We start from the raw sequence: 22,063 nt of genomic DNA, 5'->3' as shown, positions 1-22,063 counted from the left end.
GACCAGCGAGAGCGCAATGCGCCTGCCCGAGGCGAGCAACCAGAACGGCGAGGTCGCAGCATTGATGCGCGAGCTCGGCCGCCGCGCCCGCGCCGCCGCAAGGCGCCTCGGAGCGACCACTGGCGCCCAGCGCGACGAGGCCCTGCGCGCCATCGCCGCGGCGCTGCGCGCCCGCTCCGACGCCATCCTCGCCGCCAACCGGCAGGATCTCGACGAGGCCCGCGCCGCCGGCCAGAACGCCGCCTATCTCGACCGGCTCGCGCTCGACGAGAGCCGCCTCGCCGCCATCGCCGAAGCCGTCGCGGGCATCGCCGCCCTGCCCGACCCGGTCGGCCGGGTGCTGGCGAGCTGGACCCAGCCCAATGGTCTGTTCTTCGAACGCGTCGCGACACCGCTCGGCGTCGTCGCCGTGATCTTCGAGAGCCGCCCGAACGTCACCGCCGATGCCGGCGCCCTTTGCCTGAAGAGCGGCAATGTCGCGATCCTGCGCGCCGGCTCCGACAGCTTCCGGACGTCGACCGAGATCGCGGTCGCGATGCAGGACGGGCTCGCCGCCGCCGGTCTGCCGCGCGACGCCATCCAGCTCGTGCCCAGCCGCGACCGCGCCGCCGTCGGCGAGATTCTCGCCGGGCTCGACGGCAATGTCGACGTCGTCGTGCCGCGCGGCGGCAAGAGCCTGGTGGCGCGGGTGCAGTCCGATGCGCGCGTGCCGGTCTTCGCCCATCTCGACGGCAACTGCCATGTCTATGTCCATGCGGCCGCCGATCTCGCCATGGCCGGGGAAATCCTGCTCAACGCCAAGCTGCGCCGTACCGGCGTCTGCGGCGCGGCCGAGACGCTGCTCGTCGACGAGGCCTGCGCCGCGACGCATCTGAAGCCGCTGCTCGCCGCCCTGCTCGACGCCGGCTGCGCGGTGCGCGGTGACGCGGCCTGCCAGGCGGCAGACTCACGCGTCACCGCGGCGAGCGAGGAGGACTGGGGCACCGAATATCTCGACCGCATCATCGCCGCGAAGGTCGTGCCCGGTCTCGACGCCGCGATCGAGCACATCGAGCGCTACGGCTCGCACCACACCGACGCCATCGTCACCGGCGATGCGGATGCGGCGAGGCGCTTCCTCGCCGAGGTCGATTCGGCAATCGTTCTGCACAACGCCTCGACCCAGTTCGCAGATGGCGGCGAATTCGGCTTCGGAGCCGAGATCGGCATCGCCACCGGCCGCATGCATGCGCGCGGCCCGGTCGGCGTCGAACAGCTCTGCTCGTTCAAATACCGGGTCCACGGCCGGGGCCAGACGCGCCCGTGAGCACCGAGGATCTGCGCCTACCGCCCTACGCGCCCGGCCTGCGCATCGGCCTGTTCGGCGGCTCCTTCAATCCGGCCCATGACGGGCACAGGATGGCGAGCCTGACGGCGCTGCGCCGGCTCCAGCTCGACCGCATCTGGTGGCTGGTCAGCCCCGGCAACCCGCTGAAGGACAACCGCGCCTTGCCGCCCCTGGCCGAGCGCATCGCCTTCGCCCGCAAGCTCGCCGACCATGGCCGTATCCACATTACCGGCGTCGAGGCCGGCCTGCGCACCCGCTACACCGCCGACACGTTGCGCGCGCTGAAGCGGCGCTGCCCGGGCGTGCGCTTCGTCTGGATCATGGGCTCGGACAACCTCGCCAGCTTCCACCGCTGGAACGAGTGGCGCACCATCGCCAGGATGATGCCGATTGCCGTGATCGACAGGCCGGGCTCGACCCATCGCTCGGTCTCTTCGCCCGCCGGCAACTGGCTTGCGCGCTGGCGTCTTCCCGAGAATCAGGGTGGCGCGCTCGCCGTGCGCACCCCTCCCGCCTGGATCTTCCTGCACGGCAAGCGCTCGGACCTTTCCTCGACGCAATTGCGCGAAAACGCCGAAAACGATTGAAATATGCCCCCTGAAAGCGTAGATTGGACCGGTCGCGCCGTGAGCGCGTCGTCACGTGAGGACACGGCTCTGACCCGTCAAAACCTCGGCGAAGCAGGCTCTGAGCCGCTGGCGCCGGCCACCGCAGCCGATCATCCGGCCGCGGCCGGCGTAACCCTTGCGCTCCAGGTCCTCGAGGACATGAAGGCCGAGGACATCACGGTCATCGACCTCGTCGGAAAGACTTCGCTGGCCGACGCCATGATCATCGCTTCGGGCACGGTCAACCGTCACGTCGGCGCTATCGCGGACAGTCTCGTCGAGGCCTTGAAGAAGGCCGGCGAACCGACGCCGAAGGTCGAGGGCGTACCGGCTTGCGACTGGGTGCTGATCGATACCGGCGACATCATCATTCATGTCTTCCGTCCGGAAGTGCGCCAGTTCTACAATCTCGAGAAGATGTGGGGCGCGGACCGTCCGCATGAGCGCCTGGTCGGCTGAAGCCGGCCGTCCATGCGCCTGTCGATCATCGCAATCGGCCGCCTCAAGGACGGGCCGGAACGCGACCTCTGCGCCCGCTACCAGGAACGCGCCACCGGGCTTTCGCGGAGTCTGGGCTTCACCGGCCCGGACATCGTCGAGCTCGCGGAGAGTCGCGGCCGTCGCAGCGAGGAACGGCGCAACGAAGAGGCGCGGCTGATCGCCGAGCGCCTGCCGCAAGGCCTCGTCATCGCGCTCGACGAACGCGGCAAGAACCTCGGCAGCGAGGCCTTCGCCGGCAAGATCGCCGCGGCGCGCGACGCCGGAACGCCGGCGGCGACCCTGCTGATCGGCGGCGCCGACGGGCTTGCCGAGGAGTTGCGGGCCCGCGCCGGACTGGTGCTCTGCTTCGGCGCGCTGACGATCCCGCACCAGATCGTCCGGGCGCTGGCGCTCGAGCAGCTCTATCGGGCCATGACGATCATGGCCGGGCACCCTTATCATCGCGCATGACCCGCATTCTCCGGCTGATTCGCGACCGCTTCCGCCGGCAGGCTCTCTGGCCGCTGCTGCTCGGCGCCTGCCTCGCGACCGGCCCTGCTTTCGGCCAGGCGGACAGCTCTCCCGAGCAGGAGCAGCTGGCGCGCGAGACCGAGCAAAAGCAGCAGGAGAAGCGCGCTCGCGAAACCGAGCTGAAGGCGATCGAGGAGCGGCTCGCCGGCAATGCCGAGGCCCGCGCCAAACTCGAGACGGAGATTGCCGGCATCCGGGCCGACCGGGCCCGCCTGAACGCCGCGCTACTCGAAGCCACCGCCAAGACGCAGGCCGCCGAGGCCCGCCTTGCCGCTCTGGAGCAGCGCCTCGCCCTGCTCCAGAACAGCGAGGCCGCAATCCGCCGCTCGCTCGAAAGCCGGCGCGGACTGATCGCCGAAGTGCTCGCGGCCCTGCAGCGCATCGGCCGCCGCCCGCCGCCGGCCGTGCTGGTCCGCCCCGAGGATATTCTGGAGGCCGTGCGCGCCTCGATGCTGCTCGGTGCGGTCGTGCCTGATCTGCGCCAGGAGATCACGATTCTCGGCACCGATCTCGGTGAGCTGGTTCGCCTGCGAGAAGGCATCGCCGGCGAGCGCAAGGCGATCAGCGCCGAGATGGAAGGGCTCGCCGGCGAGCGTCAGCGCCTCGCCTCGCTGGTCGAGGCCCGGCGGGAGCGCGAGGCCAGCGCTGCCCGGGACATCGAGGCCCAGCGCGGCGACGCAGGGGCCCTGGCCGCGCAGGCCAAGACCTTGCGGGACTTCGTCGAGCGCATGGAGAAGGAGATCTCGGTCGCCAACCGCGCCGCCGAAGCGGCCCGGCGGGCGCTGGAGAACGAGACCCGCGAGCAGCGCCAGCGCATGGCTGCACTGGCCTTCCGCGACCCGGCGCGACTCGCCCCGAAGATCGCCTTTCAGGAGACGCGCGGGATGCTGCCGCAGCCCGTGGCGGGATCACAATTGCGTGGATTCGGGGTTAACGACGACCTCGGCGTCGCGACGCGCGGAATATCGCTTTCCACCCGTCCAAATGCCGTTGTTTCGTCACCTTCCGATGCCTGGATAGTCTATGCGGGGCCGTTCCGGTCCTTTGGCCAACTCTTGATACTGAATGCCGGCAATGGTTACTATATCCTCCTGGCGGGCATGCAGCGTATTGATGTCTCGGTGAATCAATTCGTGCTCGCAGGCGAACCAGTTGCGGTCATGGGCGAGACCGCCGAAGCGGCGGCGGCGAATGTAGGAGCGGGAGCCGGCGAGCCGGTTCTCTATGTCGAGTTCAGAAAAGACGGCGTCTCGATCGATCCGACGCCGTGGTGGAAAAAACCGCAAAGCGAAAAGGTTCGCGGATGATGCGCAAGGTCTCTCTCGTTCTCGCAGGCGCGATCGCCGGCGCCGGCCTCACCGGCCTCGCGACGCAAACGGGCCTGCTCTCCTCGACCAGCGCGGTCGCGGCCTCGGCGGAGGTTTATCGCAGCCTCAACCTCTTCGGCGACATCTTCGAGAAGATCCGCACCGACTATGTCGAGAAGCCGGATGAGCAGAAGCTGATCGAGGCCGCCATCAACGGCATGGTCTCCTCGCTCGACCCGCACTCGGCGTTCCTAGACGCCAAGAGCTTCCGCGACATGGATATCGACATGCGCGGCCAGTTCGGTGGCCTCGGCATCGAGGTCACGATGGAGGACGGCGTCCTCAAGGTCGCCAAGCCGATCCGCGACACGCCCGCCGCCAAGGCCGGCATCCTGGCTGGCGACATCATCCGCCAGATCGACGGCGACGAGGTCAAGGGCCTCAGCCTGAACCAGGCGGTCGAGAAGATGCGCGGCATCATCAACACCCAGGTCAAGCTGAAGATCGAGCGCGCCAAGTCCGAGCCGCTGGAGTTCACCCTGACCCGTTCGAACATCGTCGTCCCGGCGGTGGAGGAGCGCGCCGAGGGCGATGTCGGCTATATCCGCATCGGCACCTTCAGCGAGCAGACCTATGAGGGCCTGCGCAAGGGCATCGAGAAGCTCAACGCCGAGATCGGCGCCGACAAGCTCAAGGGCTACATCATCGACCTCCGCAACAATCGCGGCGGCCGTCTCGACCAGTCCGTCCTGGTGTCCGACGCCTTCCTCGAGCGTGGCAAGATCGTCTCGACCCGCGGCCGCAACGCCGAGGAGACCCAGGTCTTCAACGCCAAGTCGGGCGACCTCACCAAGGGCAAGCCGGTCGTCGTGCTGATCAACGGTTCCTCGGCCTCGGCGGCGGAAATCGTCGCCGGCGCGCTGCAGGACCACAAGCGCGCCACCGTCATGGGCTCGCGCTCCTTCGGCAAGGGCTCGGTGCAGACCGTGATCCGCCTCGGCGATCAGGGCGGCCTGCGCCTGACCACGGCGCGCTACTACACCCCGTCGGGCAACTCGATCCAGGCCAAGGGCATCACCCCGGACATCGAGATCATCCAGGACGTCCCGGCCGAGCTGAAGGACAAGGTCGAGAACAAGGGCGAGGCCTCGCTCAAGGGCCATCTGCGCTCCGGCGACGGCAAGGAGGAGCAGTCCGGCTCCGCCTCCTACGTCCCGGCCGATGCCAGCAAGGACACGCAGCTGATCGCGGCGCTGAACCTGCTGCGCGGCGTCAAGAAGGACACCGCCGCTGCGGCGCCCAACGCTCCGGCCCCGGCTCCGGAGGCCCCCAAGGCCGATGCCGCCCCGACCGAAGCGCCCAAGCCGAACTGATCGCGCCTGAAGGACTGCCGCGCCATGACCATTGGCGCGGCACGCCCACGAGAGTTTGTTACCCCCGCCGCTGATTGCCGGTTGATTCCACATGGAATCATCCGACTCTAGGGCGGCGGACTGATTCGTGTCCGCGCCCGATCAGCGAGGACGGCTTCTTGGCCGGAATGCCGCTCAGCGAACTCGACCAGCCTCTCGGCCGGAACCGGCGTGCGCGTCCGCGCCCGCCGGTCGGTCGCTGGCTGTCGCGCGCGCTCGCGGGCGCGCTGGTCGTCACTTTCACCGGTTTGACGCTCTATGCCGCCTTGCGGCGCGATCCGGATGGCGGCGAACCGATGGCGACCGCCGCGATCCGCGAAAGGCCGCGAGCCCCGGAAACGGCGGCTACCGCCCCTGACAGCGGCCGACGCGAAGCGCCGCAAGGCCCGGCCAGCGCCCGCCAGCTCGAAACCGAATCCGGCGTTACCGTGGTCCGGCCCGGCGCCGATGAGACCGATATCCCGGGCGCCATCGTCATCACCGTGCCTGACGAGGGCACGATCAAGCTGGCGCCTTCCCCGGACAAGCGCCTGGTCGAGCGCACGCGGCACGGCTTCCTGCCAAAGGTCGGCCCGGACGGCGCGACGCCGGCGCAAGTCTATGCCCGCCCGCTCGGTCCCGCTCCCGCCACCAAGCCCGCGGGCCGCATCGCGATCATGGTCGGCGGGCTCGGCATCAGCCAGAGCTCGACCAGCGAGGCGATCACGCGCCTGCCCGGGGCCGTCTCTCTCGCCTTCGCGCCCTATGGCGCCGATCTCGAGAAGACCGCGGCCCGCGCCCGCGCCGAAGGCCACGAGGTCTTCCTGCAGGTACCGATGGAGCCTTTCGACTATCCCGACAACGACCCTGGCCCCCATACCCTGCTGACCGGCCCGAAGGGAGCCGACAATCTCGACCGGCTGCAATGGGCGCTCGGGCGCTTCACCGGCTATGTCGGCATCGTCAACTTCCTCGGCGGGCGCCTTACGGCCGACGATGCCGCCCTGACGCCGCTGCTGCGCGAGGTCGCCGGCCGCGGCCTGATGGTGGTCGATGACGGCTCCTCGCCGCGCAGCCAGCTCGCTCCCGCGGCGACGCGGGCGCAGATCCCGGCCTTGAAGGCCGATCTCGCCCTCGACGGCACGCCGCGCGCCGACGCGATCGACAAGGAGTTGCAGCGGCTGGAGACGCTCGCCCGCGAGAACGGCGTCGCGGTCGCGACCGCCAGCGCGCTGCCGGTCACGGTCGAGCGCATCACGCGCTGGGCGAGAACCCTCGAGGCCAAGGGCCTCGCCATCGTGCCGGTCAGTGCCGCGCGCGGCTTCCGCAACCCTTCGAGCACCGGCTCCCTGAGATGACCACCAACCCGCCCGCCGGCTACCGCCCCTGCGTCGGTCTAGCCTTGTTCAGCCGCGACGGCCGCGTCTTCATCGGCCGCCGCGCCAATCGCAATCAGCGCGAGCATGTCGCCCCTGGCCATGAATGGCAGATGCCGCAGGGCGGCATCGACCGGGGCGAGCAACCCCTGCAGGCGGCCTATCGCGAATTGCGCGAGGAAACCAATGTCAGCTCGGTCTCGCTGCTGGCGGAAGCGCCGGACTGGCTGAGCTATGACCTGCCGCGCGAGATCGGCAAGGAGGCCTGGCGCGGGCGCTATCGCGGCCAGTCGCAGAAATGGTTCGCCTTCCGCTTCGAGGGCGAGGAGGACGAGATCGACATCGCCAACCCCGCCGGCGGCCACAAGGCGGAATTCGACTCCTGGCGCTGGGCGCCGCTGGCCGACACGCCCGAGTTGATCATCCCCTTCAAGCGCGAGGTCTACCGCGAAGTCGTGCGGCTCTTCGCCGGCTTCGCCCGCCCCTAAGACCCTTCCCGGGAAGCCGAAAAGCCCGGTGAGGCGCGCGCCTCACCGGGCCTGGAAGCCCACCGCCCGCCATGGGCGGCGTCGGCTAGCTGCTGCGGCTTACTTGCGGGCCGAGTCGAGCTGCTCGTGGTTCTTCTCGACCTCCTGGGCCTTGAGATAGCTCTCGATCAGCAGCTGATAGGCCGGGAAGATCTTGGTGTAGACGCCGGCCCATTCCTGGGCGTCCTCGCGGTTCCAGGTCTTCTGGATCTCGGAGGCGACGGCCGCGGTATCCATCGGGACGACGCCCGCCTGGACGACCCGGGCCAGCGTGATCTCCTGCGCCATCTTCGAATAGGTGCCGGAGGCGTCGATCACGACGAAGACCTTGTAGCCGTCCTGCACCGCCGAGATGGCCGGGAAGGCCATGCAGACCGAGGTGATCGTGCCGGCGATGATCAGGGTCTTGCGGCCGGTCGCCTTCACCGCAGCGACGAAGTCGGGATTGTCCCAGGCGTTGATCTCGCCCTTGCGCGCCACGTACTTGGCATGCGGGGCATTCGCATGGATCTCGGGGATCAGCGGCCCGTTCGGGCCCTGCGGCACCGAGGCGGTGGTGATCACCGGGATGTTCGCGAGCGTGGCCATCTTGGCCAGCGCCGCGGCATGGTTGCGCAGAACCGGCATCGGCATGTCGCCGACCGTCTGGAACAGACCGCTCTGATGGTCGATCAGCAGCATGACGGCGTCGTTCGGGTCGATGACCGGGCGCTGGCCGTTGAAATTGGCGGGATTGGTCATGGTCAGTCTCCTTGCCTCAGTTGAAAAGCAGGTGGTTTTGAAGCCGGCACCTGCTTGGCCGGCCTTGTCCCGACATCGATCGACGGGGGAAAACGGTAGGGATCAGGCGGCGATGGCCCCGAAACGGCCGGCCCTGAAATCGGCAAAAGCCTGGTTCAGCTCTTCGGCCGTGTTCATGACGAACGGCCCGCGCATCGCCACCGGCTCGTCGATCGGCTCGCCGCCGAGCAGCAGCACGGTGGCGTCGCTCGCCGCCTCAAGGCCGACGACGCCGCCCTTCCGGTCGAGCAGGACGAACTGGCCGTCCCGTGCCGTCGACGTTCCGTTGACGAGAACCGTGCCGCGCAGCACGGCGAGCCCAACCATGTGGCCTTCGGGCAGATCGAGGGCGACCGCCTTGGCCTGCTTCAGGCGCAGGTCCCAGAGATCGATCGGCGTGAAGCTGCGGGCCGGGCCCTTGTGCCCGAGATAGTCGCCGGCGATCACCCGTAGCTGGCCGGCGCCGCCGGGAAGGCCCACGGACGGGATGTCGCGGTCGCGCAGCGTCTGGTAGCCCGGCGCGGCGTTCTTGTGCTTTGCCGGCAGGTTGACCCAGAGCTGCACCATGTCGAGCGTGCCGCCTTGGCGGGTGAAGGCCTGCGAATGGAATTCCTCGTGCAGGATGCCGGATGCCGCCGTCATCCACTGGACGTCGCCCGGGCCGATCAGGCCGCCGGCGCCGGTCGAGTCGCGATGCTCGACCTCACCCTGATAGACGATCGTCACGGTCTCGAAGCCGCGATGCGGATGCACGCCGACGCCCCGCGGCTGGTCGGCCGGTGCAAACGCGGCCGGGCCGGCATGGTCGAGATGCAGGAAAGGGCTGACATGCTCGCCCTGCACCGCATGCGAAAGCATGGAGCGCACCGGAAATCCGTCGCCAACCCAATGCGGCTCCGCGCTGGTGTAGATGCCTCGAACCTGTCTCACTGCGTTTCTCCTGCTCGGTCGCCGCTTGAGCGATCCAACCGATGGGGAACTTACGCCTGGGACAAAACTCGCAGTAGGCGCGTCATTGGGCTACAATGTCCTGAAATCAGGACAATAGGGTCGACGCCACGATGCAGGATCTCAACGACCTCCGCTTCTTCGTCGAGGTGGTGGAGCAGAACGGCTTTTCGGCCGCAGCCCGCAAGCTCGACATGCCACGCTCACGCCTCAGCCGCCGCATCGGCCTGCTGGAGGAGAGCCTGGGCGTGCGCCTGATCCAGCGCTCGACACGCCAATTCATGGTCACCGAGATCGGCCGGGAATTCTATCGCCATTGCCTGGCGATGGTAGTGGAGGCGGAGGCGGCGCAGGAAGCGATCGAGCGAATGCGCGCCGAACCGCAGGGCATCGTGCGGGTGAGCTGCCCAGCCTCGATCATCTATTTCCAGCTCGGCGACATGATCGCACGCTTCATGGCGAAGCATCCCAAGGTCGCGGTCCATCTCGAAAGCACCAATCGGCGCGTCGACGTGATCCGCGAGGGCTTCGACATGGCGGTCCGGGTGCGATTTCCGCCGCTCGACGATAGCGATCTGGTGATCCGCAAATTCGCCACCAGCCGGCAGCGGCTGGTCGCAAGCCCTGCTCTGCTCGATGGCTGCTTCGCGCGCCCTCTGGTTCCGGCCGATCTCTCGGCGATGCCGAGCCTCGCCTGGGAAGCGGCGCATGCCAGCCATGAATGGTCTCTCGACGGACCGGGTGGTGCCACCGCCATGATTCCGCACAGGCCGCGTCTGGTGACCGAGGACATGGTGGCGCTGAGGCAGGCGGCACTGCGGGGCATCGGCGTCTGCCAGTTCCCGACCATGGTGATCCGCGACGACCTCAAGGCGGGCCGGCTGATCGACATCCTGCCGCAATGGACGCCGCGCGCCGGCATCATCCACGCCGCCTTCCCGTCCCGGCGCGGCCTCCTGCCTTCGGTGCGCAGCCTGCTCGACTTCCTGGCGACAGAGTATGCCGCCCTCGACCGGCTGGAAGAGCATGATGAGGAAGAGGCAAGGAAGGCCTGACCGCGCGTTCCTACGCGCGGTCCATCCCCTTTGGCCCGTGGCTCCCCACGATCAAACGCGGAAGGCGAGCTCCGGACCGACCGGGACGATGCCGCTCGGATTCAGGGTGCGGTGGCTCTGGTAGTAGTGACGCTTGATATGGCCGAGGTTCACGGTACCGCGGACACCCTCGACCTCGAGAAGCGCGCGCAGATAGGCCGACAGCCGCGGATAATCGGCGATGCGCCGGATATTGCACTTGAAGTGCCCGACATAGACCGCATCGAAGCGGATCAGCGTGGTGAACAGCCGCCAGTCGGCTTCGGTGGTCGTCTCGCCGGTCAGGTAGCGCCGCGTCGCCAGCCGCTCCTCGAGCCAGTCCAGCGTCTCGAACAGAGGCAGCACGCCTTCCTCATAAGCCGCCTGCGTCGTCGCGAAGCCCGCGCGGTAGACCCCGTTGTTGACGGTTGCATAGATGCGCTCGTTCAGCGCGTCGATCTCGGCCCTGAGCGCCTGCGGATAATAGTCACCTTGCCGCGCACCAATCCCGTCGAAGGCGGAATTGAGCATGCGGATGATCTCCGACGACTCATTGTTGACGATCGTGCCGGTCTTCCTGTCCCAGAGAACCGGCACGGTGACACGCCCCGAATAGCTCGGCTCGGCCCTGGTGTAGACCTCGTGCAGATAGCGCGCGCCGCCGATCGGATCGGGAACCACGCCCTCGCCATCCGCGAAGGTCCAGCCCTGCTCGGCCATCAGCCAGTGCACCACCGAGACATCGATGAGATCGGCCAGCCCCTTCAGCTGGCGAAAGATCAAGGTGCGATGCGCCCAGGGGCAGGCCAGCGAGACATAGAGCAGATAGCGCCCGGCCTCGGCCTTGAAGCCGCCCCTGCCGCTCGGGCCGGGCGAACCATCCGCCGTCACCCAGTTGCGGAAGGCGCTCTCCTGGCGGATGAAGCGCCCGCCGCTTTCCTTCGTCTCATACCAGCGATCATGCCACCGGCCGTCGATCAGCAAGCCCATTGCGGTCTCCTTGCGCGCCTCGGGCCGGTCGGCCCGAGGCGGAACTTCGGATCATCCCGCATGCCTGCGCTTTGAGCCAGGGTTGTGACCGTCCATAAGGCCGGGCGCTGGGCGAGGACGGTGGCGGCGGGCCTTGCCGGCCTCACCGCCACCGTCCTCGCTCAGCCGCTCTCCGCCGCCACCGGCTGCGCCCCCTCGTTCCTCCTGCGCCGCGCGATCCACCAGGGCAGGGCGACGATCAGCGCCGCCGAGATCCACAGGATGACCGAGATCAGGCTCTCGACCAGGATTGAGGCATAGCCCCCCGAGATCGCCAGCGCATTGCGCAGATTGGTCTCCAGCACCTTGCCCAGCACGAAGCCGAGCACGATCGGCGCCATGTCAAAGCCGAGCTTGCGCAGACCAAAACCGATGACGCCGATCCCGAGCATGATCAGCACCGACATCACGCTGGAATAGGCGGTGTAGACGCCGAGCACCGAGAGAACCACGATGGCCGGGATCAGCCACATGTTCGGCACCTGCAGCATCCGCGCGAAGACACCGATCAGCGGGATGTTCATCAGCAGCAGGAGCACGTTGCCGACATACATCGAGGCGATCAGCCCGCCGGCGATCTCGGGGCGCTCGGTGAAGAGCTGCGGGCCCGGCGTGATGTTGTAGAGCATCAGCGCGCCCAGCATCACCGCCGTCGTCCCCGAGCCGGGTACGCCGAGCGTCAGCATCGGCACGAAGGCGCCGCCGGCCGCGGCATTGTTGGCGGCCTCTGGCGCCGCGATGCCGCGCAGGTCGCCCTTGCCGAAGGTGCCGCGGTCGAGCAGGCGCTTCTCGGTGGTGTAGGCGACCGCGCTGGCGACGGAGGCGCCCGTCCCCGGCAGCACGCCGATGACGAAGCCGCTCGCCGAGCTGCGGATCGTCGGCCAGAACGAGGCCTTGATGTCGGCCCAGCTCGGAAAGCCCTTGCCGACCGGGATCGGCTTCAGGCGACCGGCCATCTGGTGCTCGAGCATCAGCAGCACCTCGGAGATCGAGAATAGGCCGATGACCAGGATGATGAACTCGATCCCGTCATGCAGCTCGGGCTGGTCGAAGGTGAAGCGGTAGGCGCCGGAGGTCGGATCGAGGCCGATCGTCGTCAGCAAGAGGCCGAGCGTGCAGCCGATCAGCGTCTTGATCGGCTCGTGGCCGACCATCGAGGCGAGCGTCGCGAAGGCGAAGACCATCAGCGCGACATACTCGGCCGGGCCGAACTTGATCGCGATCAGCCCGAGCGCCGGCGCGAAGAAGGTCAGGCCGATCACCGCCAGGATGCCGCCGACGAAGGAGGACAGCGCCGAGATCGTCAGTGCCTCGGCCGCCCTGCCTTGCCGCGCCGCCGGGTAGCCGTCGACCGCGGTCATCACCGCCCCGGCATCGCCGGGCACGTTGAGCAGGATCGAGGAGATCCGCCCGCCATATTCGGCGCCGTAATAGACCGCCGCCAGCAGGATCATGGTGCTTTCCGGCGGCAGCTTGGCGGCGAAGGCGATCGGCAGCAGGAGCGCGATGCCGTTGATCGGGCCGATCGCCGGCAGCGCGCCGATGATCGTGCCGAGGAAGCAGCCGATCAGGCCGAAGGCGAGGTTCTGCGGCTGCAGGGCGACGCTGAACCCGGTCCAGAGATAATCGAGCGACATCGTCTCAGCCCCCCGAGAACAGCGTGCCCATCGGCAGATAGGTGCCGAGCGCATATTTGAAGCAGGCGAACCAGAACGCCGCCTGGACGACGCCGATGACGGCGGCGCCCTGCGGCGTGGCGCCGAAGAGATAGGCGGTGACGCCGATCAGCACGGTCATCGCCGGCAGGAAGCCGACGAGGTCGAGCAGCGCCACGGTGACGAAGCAGGTGGCGATGAAGACGAAGCTGCGCAGCAGCAGCGGCCCCTGCGGGAAGGCCTCCGCCCCGCCGGGGCGGAACCAGTAGTAGAGGGCGAAGAGTGCCAGCAGCCCCGACAGGATCAGCGGCACGGCCTGCGGCCCGAGCGGGTCGGAGGAGAAGGCATAGTCGATCTGCGTCGCGGCCGCCCCCAGCCCGATTGCGATGGCGAGCAGGATCGCAGCCGCGATCCTCCCCGAGCGGTTCGTCGTCGGCGTCGCTTGCGCCATGTCCTCTCCTCCCGTCATGCGCGATCGCGGCTCAGAGGCCGGCCTCCTTGGCGAGGTCGCGGAAGCGCTGGACATCCTTCTGCACGGTGTCGTGGAAGGCCTGGCCCATCTCGTCGAACGGGTAGAGGCCGCGGGCCTCGCGCTCGCGCTGGAATTCCGGCGTCTTCACGAGCTTGCCGAAGGTCTCGACCCACCAGGCGTAATCGGCGTCGCTGACCTTCGGCCCGACATAGAAGCCGCGCCAGATCGGCCAGACGATGTCGTGACCCTGCTCCCTGGCGGTCGGCACCTCCGCGAGATCGCCCGGCAGGCGCTTGTCCGACATCACGGCGAGAATCCGGATCTTGCCCGCCTTGTGATTGGCTACCATCTCCGAAGCGTCGCCCGAGGCGATCTTGATGAAGCCGCCCTGCAGATTGGTCTGCACCGCACCGCCGCCTTCGAGCGCGACATAGCGGATGCTCTTGGCGGGCACGCCGGCGGCCTTGGCGAGAACCGCCGCCTTCATCCAGTCCTGGCTGCCGACGGCGCCGCCACCGCCCACCGGAAACTCGCCGGGCGCCTTGCCGAAGGCCTCGACCAGTTCCTTCAGCGTCTTGATGGGTGAATTGGCCGCGACCGCGACGATGCCGTAATCGGCGCCGACCGAGGCGACCCAGCGCACGGCCGTCGCATCGTGATGGCCGAACTTCTTCTGAGCGAGCAGCAGCGCCGAGCCCGAGGATGTCGCCGTTACCAGCCCGCTATCGCCGGGCCTGGTGCCGACGACATGGTTGTAGGCGACCGCGCCGACGCCGCCCTCCATATAGGTCACCGCCATCGGCCGCTCGACGAGCTTTGTCGCCGTCAGGGCATTCGCCGCGAGACGGCAGGTCAGATCGAAGCCGCCGCCGGGCTTGGCGCCGACGAGGCACTCGGTCTTCTCCGGCGCGGCAGTCGCGCCTGAAATACCGAGGGCACCGAACAGCAAAGCGGCAAAAACAATTCGCATATCTTCCTCCCAAATCCACGCAGGCAGCAGAAATTATTCGCCGCTCATACGCGTCGTTATATTGAAGCAGGCTTTTGACTTGAGACCGCACAAGTCGTGCGTCAGGTAATTCTATCCGTGAGCGCTCATCTCACTTCCTCCCGTGCCGATTTTTGTTATGCTTCCTATGCGTGGCGTTTGCTCATAGGACGGGCAGCTGTCATCAAGCTGTCACGGGAGTCTTGGCCTCAGGCATGCGCATCCTGCTGATCGAAGATACCAACGACGTCGGCGAGGCGATCGTGGCGCGCTTCGTGCGCGGCGGCCATGCGGTCGACTGGGAGGTCGACGGGCAGGCGGCGGCCGAGATTCTCGACTTCACCCGCTATGATCTCGTCATCCTCGACATCATGCTGCCCGGCCTGGACGGCTTCAGCATCCTGCGCCGCCTGCGGGGCAAGCAGTCCCGGACTCCGGTCCTGGTCCTGACCGCGCGCTCGGAGGTCGAGGACCGGGTCAGCGCCCTCGACCTCGGCGCCGACGACTATCTGGTGAAGCCCTTCGATTTCCGTGAGCTGGAAGCACGGGCGAGGGTGCTGCTGCGCCGCCGCGAGGGCAATGCGACCAATGTCCTGGCCTGCGGCGACATCGTCATCGACCGCAATCTCCGCGCGGTCCGCATCGGCAATCGCGAGGTCGGCCTGAAGCGCCGGGAATTGACCCTGCTGGAGATCCTGGCCGCGCGCCCCGGAAAGGTCTTCAGCAAGGACGAACTGCTCGACCAGCTCTTCGGCTTCGACGAGGCGCCCGGCCCCAATGCGATCGAGCTCTATGTCGGGCGGCTCAGGCGCAAGCTCGAAGGCGCGCGCGCCGAGATCCGGACGATCCGGGGGCTAGGCTACCAGCTGGTGCCACATGAAGACGCGTGACCCCTCTCTTTTCACGCGGCTCGCGGTCACCATCGCCCTGGTCCTGGCCGTCGGAGCGGCAGGACTGACCTCGCTCGCCTGGTATTCCGCCCGCACGGCGGCCGACGAGGCCTATGACCGGCTGCTGGTCGGCGCCGTCCTGCAGATCGCCGAGGCTCTCACCGTCCAGAATGGCGAAGTCACGGTCGATCTGCCGATCTCCGCCTTCGAGATGCTCGCGCTCTCCGACCGCGACCGCATCTTCTACCGGCTCACCGGCCCGAAGGGCGAGTTGCTGACGGGCTACCCGGACCTCCCCGTGCCTGCATCCGGCGGCGAGCGTCGCGACCGGCCGGTCGTCTCCGATGGCGTGTTCCGCGACGTACCGGTGCGGATCGCCTCTGTCGGACGCTCCTTCGCCGGCGCCGATGTCCAGGGCTGGGCCCAGGTCGTCGTCGCCCAGACCCGCGAGGCCCGCTTCTCGCTCGCCCGCGACCTGACGCTGAACGCGACCGGCCTCGTCCTGATCATGAGCGGCATCGCCTTCGGCGGCGTGATCTTCGCGCTCCGCTACTCGTTGAAGCCCCTGACCCGGATCGAGACGGCGCTGACCCAGCGCGACCCACATGACCTGACCCCGCTCTCGCTCGAGACACCGCGCGAAATCCGCGCCCTCGTCGGCTCGATCAACCATTTCATGAGCCGGCTCGGCGAGCGCATGGAGCTGATGCAGCGTTTCATCGCCGATGCCGCCCACCAGATCCGCACGCCACTCACCGCCCTCTCCGGGCAGGTCGATCTCCTCGCCCATGAAGCCGACGCCGTCCGCCAGCGCCGCCACCTCGAACGCGTCCAGGCCCGGACCAAGCAGCTCGGCCGCCTCGCTAACCAGCTCCTCAGCCATGCGATGGTCGTCCACCGCAAGGAATCCGTGCCCTTCGAGCGCATCGATCTCGCCAAGGTCGCACGGCTCGCCTTGCGCAACACCCTTCCGGTTTCGCTGAGCCCCGACATCGTCACCTCCTTCGAGGCTCCGCCGGGGCCGCTTCTCATCCATGGTGACCGGGTCAGCCTGCGCGAGGCGATCTCCAACATCCTCGACAACGCCGTCCAACACGGCGCCGTCGCACGCCTCGGCATCGTGCTGAGCCGCCAAGGCACCTCAGCCCGGCTGGAAGTTCACGATGACGGCCCCGGCATCCCGCGCAGCCAGTGGGCGCTCGTCACCCAGCGCTTCGCCAAGGACCCGTCCGGGCGTCGCAGCGGCGGACTCGGGCTCGCCATCGCCTCCGAGGTCGCCGCGACCCATCAGGGCCAGCTGAGCTTCTTGGAGCGTGACGGGAAGGGCTTCATCGTCGCCCTGAGCTTCCCCCTGGCCGATCCAGAGGAAGATCCGTGATGCCCGCGAAGCCTGCTCTTCTTGCCACGCTACTGGCTGCGGTCCTGGCTCTTGCCGCGGCGCCCGCCCCGGCCCGCGCCCAGGAAACGAGCCATTTCCCGGCGCGCGCCAACGAGGTCGACACCCTCACCATCCACGCCGCGGCCGACATCGCCGCCATGAAGCCGCTGATCGAGGGTTTTCAGGAGCGCCATCCGAACTGGGGTGTGCGCTATGTCGAATACGTCACCAACGATCTCGTCGTCGCCGCGACCAGGGCCTGCGAGACGGGGAAGGTCCTTGGCGACGTGCTGCTGTCCTCGGCGGTCGACCATCTCGTCAAGCTCGCCAATGACGGCTGCGCCCGGGCGCTTCGCTCGGATGCCGGGCGCGCTTTGCCGCATTGGGCGAACTGGCGGGACGAGGTCTTCGGCTTCACCTTCGAGCCCGCCGTCATCGCCTATAACTACGACGCCGTGCCGCCCGGGGACGTGCCACGCACGCGCGTCGAGCTCGCAGAATTGCTGCGCTCCAAGGAGGATTTCTATCGCGGGCGGATCGGCACCTATGATCCGCGGCGCTCCGGCATCGGCTATCTGCTGACCATCTCGGACGCCCGCCAGACCAGCGCCTATGGCCGCCTGATCGAGAGCTTTGGCCGGGCCCGGGCCGTCGTGCATTGCTGCACCAGCGACCTGCTCGACGAACTGGAGCGCGGGCGCCTCCTGATCGGCTACAACCTGCTTGGCTCCTATGCCTATGCAAGGATCAAAGCCGGGGCGCGACTTCGCATCGTGCTGCCGCGCGACTACACGGTGGTGCTGAGCCGCGGCGCGATGATACCGGCGCTCGCACATCGCCCCGCGCTCGCCAGCGCCTTCGTCGAATTCATCCTCTCGAACGAGGGGCAGCGCATCAGCCGTGAGCGCGCGTTCTTCTTCTCGATCGACGGCGCCTCGCCTGCAGACGTCGATGGCCCTTCCTCGATCATCAGCGCCGGGCTGTTCAGGCCAATCAACATCGGTCCGTCTCTGCTCGCCGTCTATGACGAGGCCCGCCGCACCCGCTTCCTCGCGGAATGGACGCGCTCGGTCGTCACCGTGCCCGCCCGAGACTGAAGGCTCTCGTCTTCACTCCGCGGCTGACTTCTGGGCGTAACCGAGTTTCTGGTTGAGTTCCTCGAGAAGCTTTTCGGCGGCGTCGGCGATGACGGTTCCGGGCGGGAAGATCGCGCTGGCGCCGGCCTCATGCAGGGTCTCGAAGTCCTGCGGCGGGATCACGCCGCCGACCACGATCATGATGTCGGGTCGGCCGGCCTTGGCGAGCGCCGCCTTCAGCTCCGGCACCAGGGTCAGGTGGCCGGCGGCGAGCGAGGAGACGCCGATGATGTGGACGTCGTTCTCGACGCCCTGGCGCGCCGCCTCGTCCGGGGTGGCGAAGAGCGGGCCGATATCGACGTCGAAGCCGAGGTCGGCGAAGGCCGAGGCGATCACCTTCTGGCCGCGATCATGCCCGTCCTGGCCCATCTTGGCGACGAGGATGCGCGGGCGGCGTCCATCGGCCTCCTCGAAGGCCTCGGTCATCGCCTGCACCCGTGCGACCGCAGGGTTCATCGTGCCGACCTCCCGCTTGTAGACCCCCGAGATCGCCTTGATCTCCGCCCGGTGGCGCCCGAAGACCTTCTCCAGCGCCATCGAGATCTCGCCGACCGTCGCCTTGGCCCGCGCCGCCTTGACGGCGAGGTCGAGCAGGTTGGCCTCGCCCGCAGCACCCTCGGTCAGCGCGGCGAGCGCCGCCTGCACCTGCGCCTCGTTGCGCTCGGCCCTGAGCCGCCGCAGCTTGTCGAGCTGCTGGGCCCTGACCGCGGCATTGTCGACCTTGAGCACCTCGATCGCCGCCTCGTTGTCGGGCTTGAAGCAGTTGACCCCGATGATCGCCTGCTGGCCGCCATCGATCCGCGCCTGCGTCTTGGCGGCGGCCTCCTCGATCCGCAGCTTCGGGATGCCGGCCTCGATCGCCTTGGCCATGCCGCCGAGCGCCTCGACTTCCTGGATATGGGCCCAGGCCTTGGCGGCAAGCTCGGCGGTCAAGCGCTCGACATAATAGGAGCCGCCCCAGGGATCGATGATCCGGGTCGTGCCGCTCTCCTGCTGCAGCAGGATCTGGGTGTTGCGGGCGATCCGGGCGGAAAAATCGGTCGGCAGCGCCAGCGCCTCGTCGAGGGCATTGGTGTGCAGCGACTGGGTGTGCCCCTGCGTCGCCGCCATCGCCTCGATCATCGTCCGCGGCACGTTGTTGAAGACGTCCTGCGCGGTCAGCGACCAGCCGGAGGTCTGGCAATGGGTGCGCAAGGGGAGCGACTTCTCGTTCTGGGCGCCAAAGTCCTTGACGAGCTTGGCCCAGATCAGCCTTGCAGCCCTGAGCTTGGCGACCTCCATGAAGAAGTTCATGCCGATCGCCCAGAAGAACGACAGGCGCGGCGCGAAGACATCGACGCTGAGGCCGGCGCGCTGGCCGGCACGGATATACTCGACGCCGTCGGCGAGCGTGTAGCCCAGCTCCAGGTCCTGCGTCGCTCCGGCCTCCTGCATGTGATAGCCGGAGATCGAGATCGAGTTGAACTTCGGCATGTTCGCCGAGGTGTAGGCGAAGATGTCGCCGATGATCCGCATCGAGGGGCCGGGCGGATAGATATAGGTGTTGCGGACCATGAACTCCTTGAGGATGTCGTTCTGGATGGTCCCCGAGAGTTTTGCCGCCAGCATGCCCTGTTCTTCCGCCGCGACGATGTAGAGCGCCAGCACCGGCAGCACCGCGCCGTTCATCGTCATCGAGACGCTCATCTCGCCGAGCGGGATGCCGGAGAACAGCGTGCGCATGTCGTAGATCGAATCGATCGCGACGCCGGCCATGCCGACATCGCCGCCGACCCGCGGATGGTCGCTGTCATAGCCGCGATGCGTCGCAAGATCGAAGGCGACCGAGAGCCCCTTCTGCCCGGCGGCGAGGTTGCGCCGGTAGAAGGCGTTCGAATCCTCGGCCGTCGAGAAGCCGGCATATTGCCGGATCGTCCAGGGCTGGTTGACATACATGGTCGGGTAGGGCCCGCGCAGATAGGGCGGCAGGCCCGGCAGGCTGTCGACGAAGGCAAGCCCCGCGCGGTCGGCTTCCGTATAGACCGGCTTCACCGCGATCCCCTCAGGCGTCTGCCAGAGGTCGCCGGTCACGGGCGAGACGCTCTGCGTGGCCGCGATCTCCGCAAAGCCAAGCGTCCTAAAATCCGGGATCAAGCTCATCGATGACTCCCGTCAGGCCGCCGCAATGGCGTGGGCGCTTCGCAGCGTTTCGATCACGTCGCAGCCGGCAAAGATGAACGCGCTCAGCCCGGCCTGGTTCAGGGCGCCTTCGAGATCGCCCGGCCGGCCCGCGAGCCAGACCGTCGCGCCTTTGGCGCGTAGCGCCTGCGCAGCCGCGACCGCCTCGCTGGCATAGCCGGCATCGGAGCCGCAGAGGCAGGCGAGCTTCGCGCCCGAGGCCTCGAAGGCCGCGACGAGCGCTGTGAGATCGGTGCCCTCCGTGCCGGGAAAGCCGTCATGGCCGGGGGCGGCGAGACCACCGGCCTCGAACAGATTGCGGGCGAATCCGGCCCGCGCGGTGAAATCAGCGATCGAGCCCAGCGTCGCGAGGAAGACGGTCGGACGCTTGCCGAGCTGCACCGCCGCAGCTTCCGCGGCGTCGCGCAGCGCCTCGAAATCCTCGGCAAGTCGGACGGAGGGCAGCGCATCGGCCGCGAGCATCGTCTCGGGCGCAATCGCCGCGGCCCCAGCCTCACGAGACGACTCCGGCTTCGATCGGACCACGGGCGCAACCGCGAGCACGTCGACGGCGCCTTCCCCGAGATGCGGAAACTCGCTCGTCCCGGTGATCGGCTCGCGGCGGGTTGCGATCGCCTTGGCGCGCAACGCACGCTGGCGGGCCAAGCCCTGCTGGACATGACCGTTGGCGAGCGCCGCGACCATGCCGGGCAGCCCGTCAGCGGCTTCGCGTTCGAGATCCTGCAGCTTGCTCCAGCCCTGCTCGCAGAGCGCCTGCGTCAGCGCCTCGAAGCCGCCGGCGCCGGCGGCCGGGTCGGCGACACGCCAGAGATTGGCCTCTTCGAGCAGGATCAGCTGCGTATTGCGGGCCACGCGCCGGGCAAAGGCGTCGGGCAGGCCGAGCGCCGCGGTGAAAGGCAGGACGGTGAGCGAATCCGCGCCGCCGACCCCGGCCGAGAAGCCGGCGATCGTGGCGCGCAGCTGGTTGACGTAGGGATCGCGGCGGGTGAGCGAGCGCCAGGCGGTCTCGGCGTGCAGCGCCATCGGCTTCGCTTCGAGGCCGCAGGCCTGCTGCACGTGCTCCCAGAGCAGCCGCGCCGCCCGGAACTTGGCGATGGTCATGAACTCCTCGGTATCGGCGACGAGCGTGAAGGAGATCGCGTCGCGCGCCAGGTCGAGCGCCATGCCGCCGGCCTCCAGCGCCCTGAGATAAGCGACTGCCGTCGCCATCGCCGCGCCGAGCTCCTGCGCCTCGCTCGCACCCGCCTCATGATAGGGCCGGCTGTCGACCGTCAGGAACGGGCCGGAAAAGCCACGCCCCCTGAGTTCGTCGATCAGCGTGGCGAGGCGCCGGCCGAGCTCAGGCCACGTCGCTGGAAGCGCGCCATGGCTGGCGAGCACGCCGATCGGATCGAGGCCGAAGTCGACCCCCACCTTGGCAGGATCGAGATCGCGGCGCGCGATCAGCTCCGCGATCAAACCGGCGTTGTGTTCCCCCGCCGGCGCGGGGTCGAGCCGCAGGCGGATCAGGTCCAGCATCACGCCATCGAGCGCCGCGCCGAGCGCCGCGACATCTTCGGCGACCAGCCCGTAGCCGCGGGCAGCACGCGCGCCGGTGAAGCTGAGGATCAGCGTTTCGGCCCCGCCTTCGAGATCGGCCAGGGCAAGCTCGCGCGCCGCAGCCGGCGAAGGATGGTCGAGCCGGGCGGCGACGTGCCAGCGGCCCGCTTCGGAGCGGAATGGGCGCGTCTTGGCGTTCGCGGCGGGATAGAGCGGCGCGATCCGGATACCGTCAGCGCTCTGGGAGACGAGGCGCTTCTCGAAATCGGCGCCTTTCAGCACCTTGTCGACGGCGCTGCGCCATTGCGCCTCATCGGGCAGCGGAAAGGCGGCGGCGACCGTTTCGGGAAGCATGGCGTCCTCCGTGGCGTCTCTCACGCGAATTCGATGATGACGGCGTCGACGGCGAGGGAGTCGCCTTCCCTGGCGAGGATTTTTGCGACGGTGACG

Annotated in this window: 20 protein-coding genes; 12 read left to right on the top strand and 8 right to left on the bottom strand. The window is 68.3% G+C overall.

Annotated elements, in window-relative coordinates:
* The first annotated feature begins 16 nt into the window (after positions 1 to 16).
* From AC1REK_RS13650 to AC1REK_RS13615, 8 genes are all read left to right on the top strand, one after another.
* Positions 17 to 1,306, top strand: a complete 1,290-nt coding sequence (locus AC1REK_RS13650; protein ID WP_492270773.1) for a glutamate-5-semialdehyde dehydrogenase — start codon at positions 17 to 19, stop codon at positions 1,304 to 1,306.
* Entirely contained in the window at positions 1,303 to 1,914 is a 612-nt protein-coding gene (locus AC1REK_RS13645) for a nicotinate-nucleotide adenylyltransferase (protein WP_316018534.1), read from the top strand. Before AC1REK_RS13650 ends, AC1REK_RS13645 begins: the two co-directional genes overlap by 4 nt.
* Before the next feature lie 3 nt (positions 1,915 to 1,917).
* Positions 1,918 to 2,394: a ribosome silencing factor gene (gene rsfS / locus AC1REK_RS13640; RefSeq protein ID WP_492270755.1), complete on the top strand. Its 477-nt coding sequence runs from the start codon at positions 1,918 to 1,920 to the stop codon at positions 2,392 to 2,394.
* A 12-nt stretch (positions 2,395 to 2,406) separates the two neighbouring features.
* On the top strand, positions 2,407 to 2,886 hold the full coding sequence (gene rlmH, locus AC1REK_RS13635; RefSeq protein WP_327524822.1) for a 23S rRNA (pseudouridine(1915)-N(3))-methyltransferase RlmH: 480 nt from the start codon (positions 2,407 to 2,409) through the stop codon (positions 2,884 to 2,886).
* On the top strand, positions 2,883 to 4,253 hold the full coding sequence (locus AC1REK_RS13630) for a murein hydrolase activator EnvC family protein (protein ID WP_327524821.1): 1,371 nt from the start codon (positions 2,883 to 2,885) through the stop codon (positions 4,251 to 4,253). The genes rlmH and AC1REK_RS13630 overlap by 4 nt, the downstream gene beginning before the upstream one ends.
* Complete coding sequence (locus AC1REK_RS13625; RefSeq protein ID WP_316018537.1) at positions 4,253 to 5,626, top strand: S41 family peptidase; 1,374 nt, start codon at positions 4,253 to 4,255, stop codon at positions 5,624 to 5,626. The genes AC1REK_RS13630 and AC1REK_RS13625 overlap by 1 nt, the downstream gene beginning before the upstream one ends.
* Positions 5,627 to 5,793: 167 nt before the next feature.
* The gene (locus tag AC1REK_RS13620; RefSeq protein WP_492270774.1) at positions 5,794 to 7,002 is read left to right on the top strand and encodes a divergent polysaccharide deacetylase family protein; all 1,209 of its coding nucleotides are present in this window, start codon (positions 5,794 to 5,796) and stop codon (positions 7,000 to 7,002) included.
* Positions 6,999 to 7,508: an RNA pyrophosphohydrolase gene (locus tag AC1REK_RS13615; RefSeq protein ID WP_316018538.1), complete on the top strand. Its 510-nt coding sequence runs from the start codon at positions 6,999 to 7,001 to the stop codon at positions 7,506 to 7,508. The genes AC1REK_RS13620 and AC1REK_RS13615 overlap by 4 nt, the downstream gene beginning before the upstream one ends.
* Positions 7,509 to 7,607: 99 nt before the next feature.
* Here AC1REK_RS13615 and AC1REK_RS13610 read toward each other — a convergent pair whose 3' ends face one another.
* The gene (locus AC1REK_RS13610) at positions 7,608 to 8,288 is read right to left on the bottom strand and encodes a hydrolase (protein ID WP_316018539.1); all 681 of its coding nucleotides are present in this window, start codon (positions 8,286 to 8,288) and stop codon (positions 7,608 to 7,610) included.
* 102 nt (positions 8,289 to 8,390) lie between these two features.
* A complete protein-coding gene (locus tag AC1REK_RS13605; RefSeq protein WP_492270756.1) occupies positions 8,391 to 9,257 on the bottom strand; it encodes a pirin family protein in 867 nt (288 codons plus the stop codon).
* A gap of 131 nt (positions 9,258 to 9,388) precedes the next feature.
* On the opposite strand from AC1REK_RS13605, the gene AC1REK_RS13600 reads away from it, so the two are divergent.
* Positions 9,389 to 10,330 (top strand): LysR family transcriptional regulator, encoded by a 942-nt coding sequence (locus tag AC1REK_RS13600; RefSeq protein ID WP_492270757.1) that lies wholly within the window; start codon positions 9,389 to 9,391, stop codon positions 10,328 to 10,330.
* A 51-nt stretch (positions 10,331 to 10,381) separates the two neighbouring features.
* On the opposite strand, the gene AC1REK_RS13595 is transcribed toward AC1REK_RS13600, so the two are convergent.
* The 4 genes from AC1REK_RS13595 to AC1REK_RS13580 all read right to left on the bottom strand — a co-directional run bounded on the left by AC1REK_RS13595 (position 10,382) and on the right by AC1REK_RS13580 (position 14,474).
* The gene (locus tag AC1REK_RS13595) at positions 10,382 to 11,338 is read right to left on the bottom strand and encodes a glutathione S-transferase family protein (RefSeq protein WP_492270758.1); all 957 of its coding nucleotides are present in this window, start codon (positions 11,336 to 11,338) and stop codon (positions 10,382 to 10,384) included.
* Between the two features lie 161 nt (positions 11,339 to 11,499).
* Positions 11,500 to 13,014: a tripartite tricarboxylate transporter permease gene (locus AC1REK_RS13590; protein WP_492270759.1), complete on the bottom strand. Its 1,515-nt coding sequence runs from the start codon at positions 13,012 to 13,014 to the stop codon at positions 11,500 to 11,502.
* A 4-nt stretch (positions 13,015 to 13,018) separates the two neighbouring features.
* The gene (locus AC1REK_RS13585) at positions 13,019 to 13,483 is read right to left on the bottom strand and encodes a tripartite tricarboxylate transporter TctB family protein (protein WP_492270760.1); all 465 of its coding nucleotides are present in this window, start codon (positions 13,481 to 13,483) and stop codon (positions 13,019 to 13,021) included.
* Positions 13,484 to 13,514: 31 nt separating this feature from the next.
* Positions 13,515 to 14,474 carry a Bug family tripartite tricarboxylate transporter substrate binding protein gene (locus AC1REK_RS13580; RefSeq protein ID WP_492270761.1) on the bottom strand — a complete coding sequence of 320 codons (960 nt, stop codon included), beginning with the start codon at positions 14,472 to 14,474 and terminating at the stop codon, positions 13,515 to 13,517.
* A gap of 233 nt (positions 14,475 to 14,707) precedes the next feature.
* Between AC1REK_RS13580 and AC1REK_RS13575 the strand changes: the two genes are divergently transcribed.
* Genes AC1REK_RS13575 through AC1REK_RS13565 form a run of 3 tightly spaced genes read left to right on the top strand, consistent with a single transcriptional unit; the run spans position 14,708 to position 17,857 of the window.
* Positions 14,708 to 15,382, top strand: a complete 675-nt coding sequence (locus tag AC1REK_RS13575) for a response regulator transcription factor (RefSeq protein WP_492270762.1) — start codon at positions 14,708 to 14,710, stop codon at positions 15,380 to 15,382.
* Positions 15,369 to 16,760 carry a sensor histidine kinase gene (locus AC1REK_RS13570; RefSeq protein ID WP_492270763.1) on the top strand — a complete coding sequence of 464 codons (1,392 nt, stop codon included), beginning with the start codon at positions 15,369 to 15,371 and terminating at the stop codon, positions 16,758 to 16,760. The genes AC1REK_RS13575 and AC1REK_RS13570 overlap by 14 nt, the downstream gene beginning before the upstream one ends.
* Complete coding sequence (locus AC1REK_RS13565; protein ID WP_492270764.1) at positions 16,760 to 17,857, top strand: ABC transporter substrate-binding protein; 1,098 nt, start codon at positions 16,760 to 16,762, stop codon at positions 17,855 to 17,857. Before AC1REK_RS13570 ends, AC1REK_RS13565 begins: the two co-directional genes overlap by 1 nt.
* Before the next feature lie 12 nt (positions 17,858 to 17,869).
* Here AC1REK_RS13565 and scpA read toward each other — a convergent pair whose 3' ends face one another.
* Both scpA and AC1REK_RS13555 read right to left on the bottom strand, forming a co-directional pair.
* The gene (gene scpA / locus AC1REK_RS13560; protein ID WP_492270765.1) at positions 17,870 to 20,035 is read right to left on the bottom strand and encodes a methylmalonyl-CoA mutase; all 2,166 of its coding nucleotides are present in this window, start codon (positions 20,033 to 20,035) and stop codon (positions 17,870 to 17,872) included.
* Between the two features lie 12 nt (positions 20,036 to 20,047).
* Positions 20,048 to 21,967, bottom strand: a complete 1,920-nt coding sequence (locus AC1REK_RS13555; RefSeq protein WP_492270766.1) for a methylmalonyl-CoA mutase family protein — start codon at positions 21,965 to 21,967, stop codon at positions 20,048 to 20,050.
* Positions 21,968 to 22,063: the final 96 nt, after the last annotated feature.

Source organism: Allobosea sp. GW823-FHT02B03 (genome assembly GCF_058797755.1).
Note: the sequence above shows the minus strand (reverse complement) of the source record. Positions and strands in the feature narration are given on the sequence as shown.

What these genes read in the sequence shown, in the direction of transcription:
- AC1REK_RS13650 (WP_492270773.1), top strand. Translation starts at nt 17, where the DNA reads ATGCGCCTGCCCGAGGCGAGCAACCAGAACGGCGAGGTCGCAGCATTG.
- AC1REK_RS13620 (WP_492270774.1), top strand. Translation starts at nt 5,794, where the DNA reads ATGCCGCTCAGCGAACTCGACCAGCCTCTCGGCCGGAACCGGCGTGCG.
- AC1REK_RS13570 (WP_492270763.1), top strand. Translation starts at nt 15,369, where the DNA reads ATGAAGACGCGTGACCCCTCTCTTTTCACGCGGCTCGCGGTCACCATC.
- AC1REK_RS13610 (WP_316018539.1), bottom strand. Translation starts at nt 8,288, where the DNA reads ATGACCAATCCCGCCAATTTCAACGGCCAGCGCCCGGTCATCGACCCG.
- AC1REK_RS13590 (WP_492270759.1), bottom strand. Translation starts at nt 13,014, where the DNA reads ATGTCGCTCGATTATCTCTGGACCGGGTTCAGCGTCGCCCTGCAGCCG.
- AC1REK_RS13600 (WP_492270757.1), top strand. Translation starts at nt 9,389, where the DNA reads ATGCAGGATCTCAACGACCTCCGCTTCTTCGTCGAGGTGGTGGAGCAG.
- AC1REK_RS13595 (WP_492270758.1), bottom strand. Translation starts at nt 11,338, where the DNA reads ATGGGCTTGCTGATCGACGGCCGGTGGCATGATCGCTGGTATGAGACG.
- AC1REK_RS13580 (WP_492270761.1), bottom strand. Translation starts at nt 14,474, where the DNA reads ATGCGAATTGTTTTTGCCGCTTTGCTGTTCGGTGCCCTCGGTATTTCA.
- AC1REK_RS13630 (WP_327524821.1), top strand. Translation starts at nt 2,883, where the DNA reads ATGACCCGCATTCTCCGGCTGATTCGCGACCGCTTCCGCCGGCAGGCT.
- AC1REK_RS13585 (WP_492270760.1), bottom strand. Translation starts at nt 13,483, where the DNA reads ATGGCGCAAGCGACGCCGACGACGAACCGCTCGGGGAGGATCGCGGCT.
- AC1REK_RS13565 (WP_492270764.1), top strand. Translation starts at nt 16,760, where the DNA reads ATGCCCGCGAAGCCTGCTCTTCTTGCCACGCTACTGGCTGCGGTCCTG.
- AC1REK_RS13555 (WP_492270766.1), bottom strand. Translation starts at nt 21,967, where the DNA reads ATGCTTCCCGAAACGGTCGCCGCCGCCTTTCCGCTGCCCGATGAGGCG.
- AC1REK_RS13625 (WP_316018537.1), top strand. Translation starts at nt 4,253, where the DNA reads ATGCGCAAGGTCTCTCTCGTTCTCGCAGGCGCGATCGCCGGCGCCGGC.
- AC1REK_RS13615 (WP_316018538.1), top strand. Translation starts at nt 6,999, where the DNA reads ATGACCACCAACCCGCCCGCCGGCTACCGCCCCTGCGTCGGTCTAGCC.
- rsfS (WP_492270755.1), top strand. Translation starts at nt 1,918, where the DNA reads ATGCCCCCTGAAAGCGTAGATTGGACCGGTCGCGCCGTGAGCGCGTCG.
- scpA (WP_492270765.1), bottom strand. Translation starts at nt 20,035, where the DNA reads ATGAGCTTGATCCCGGATTTTAGGACGCTTGGCTTTGCGGAGATCGCG.
- AC1REK_RS13575 (WP_492270762.1), top strand. Translation starts at nt 14,708, where the DNA reads ATGCGCATCCTGCTGATCGAAGATACCAACGACGTCGGCGAGGCGATC.
- rlmH (WP_327524822.1), top strand. Translation starts at nt 2,407, where the DNA reads ATGCGCCTGTCGATCATCGCAATCGGCCGCCTCAAGGACGGGCCGGAA.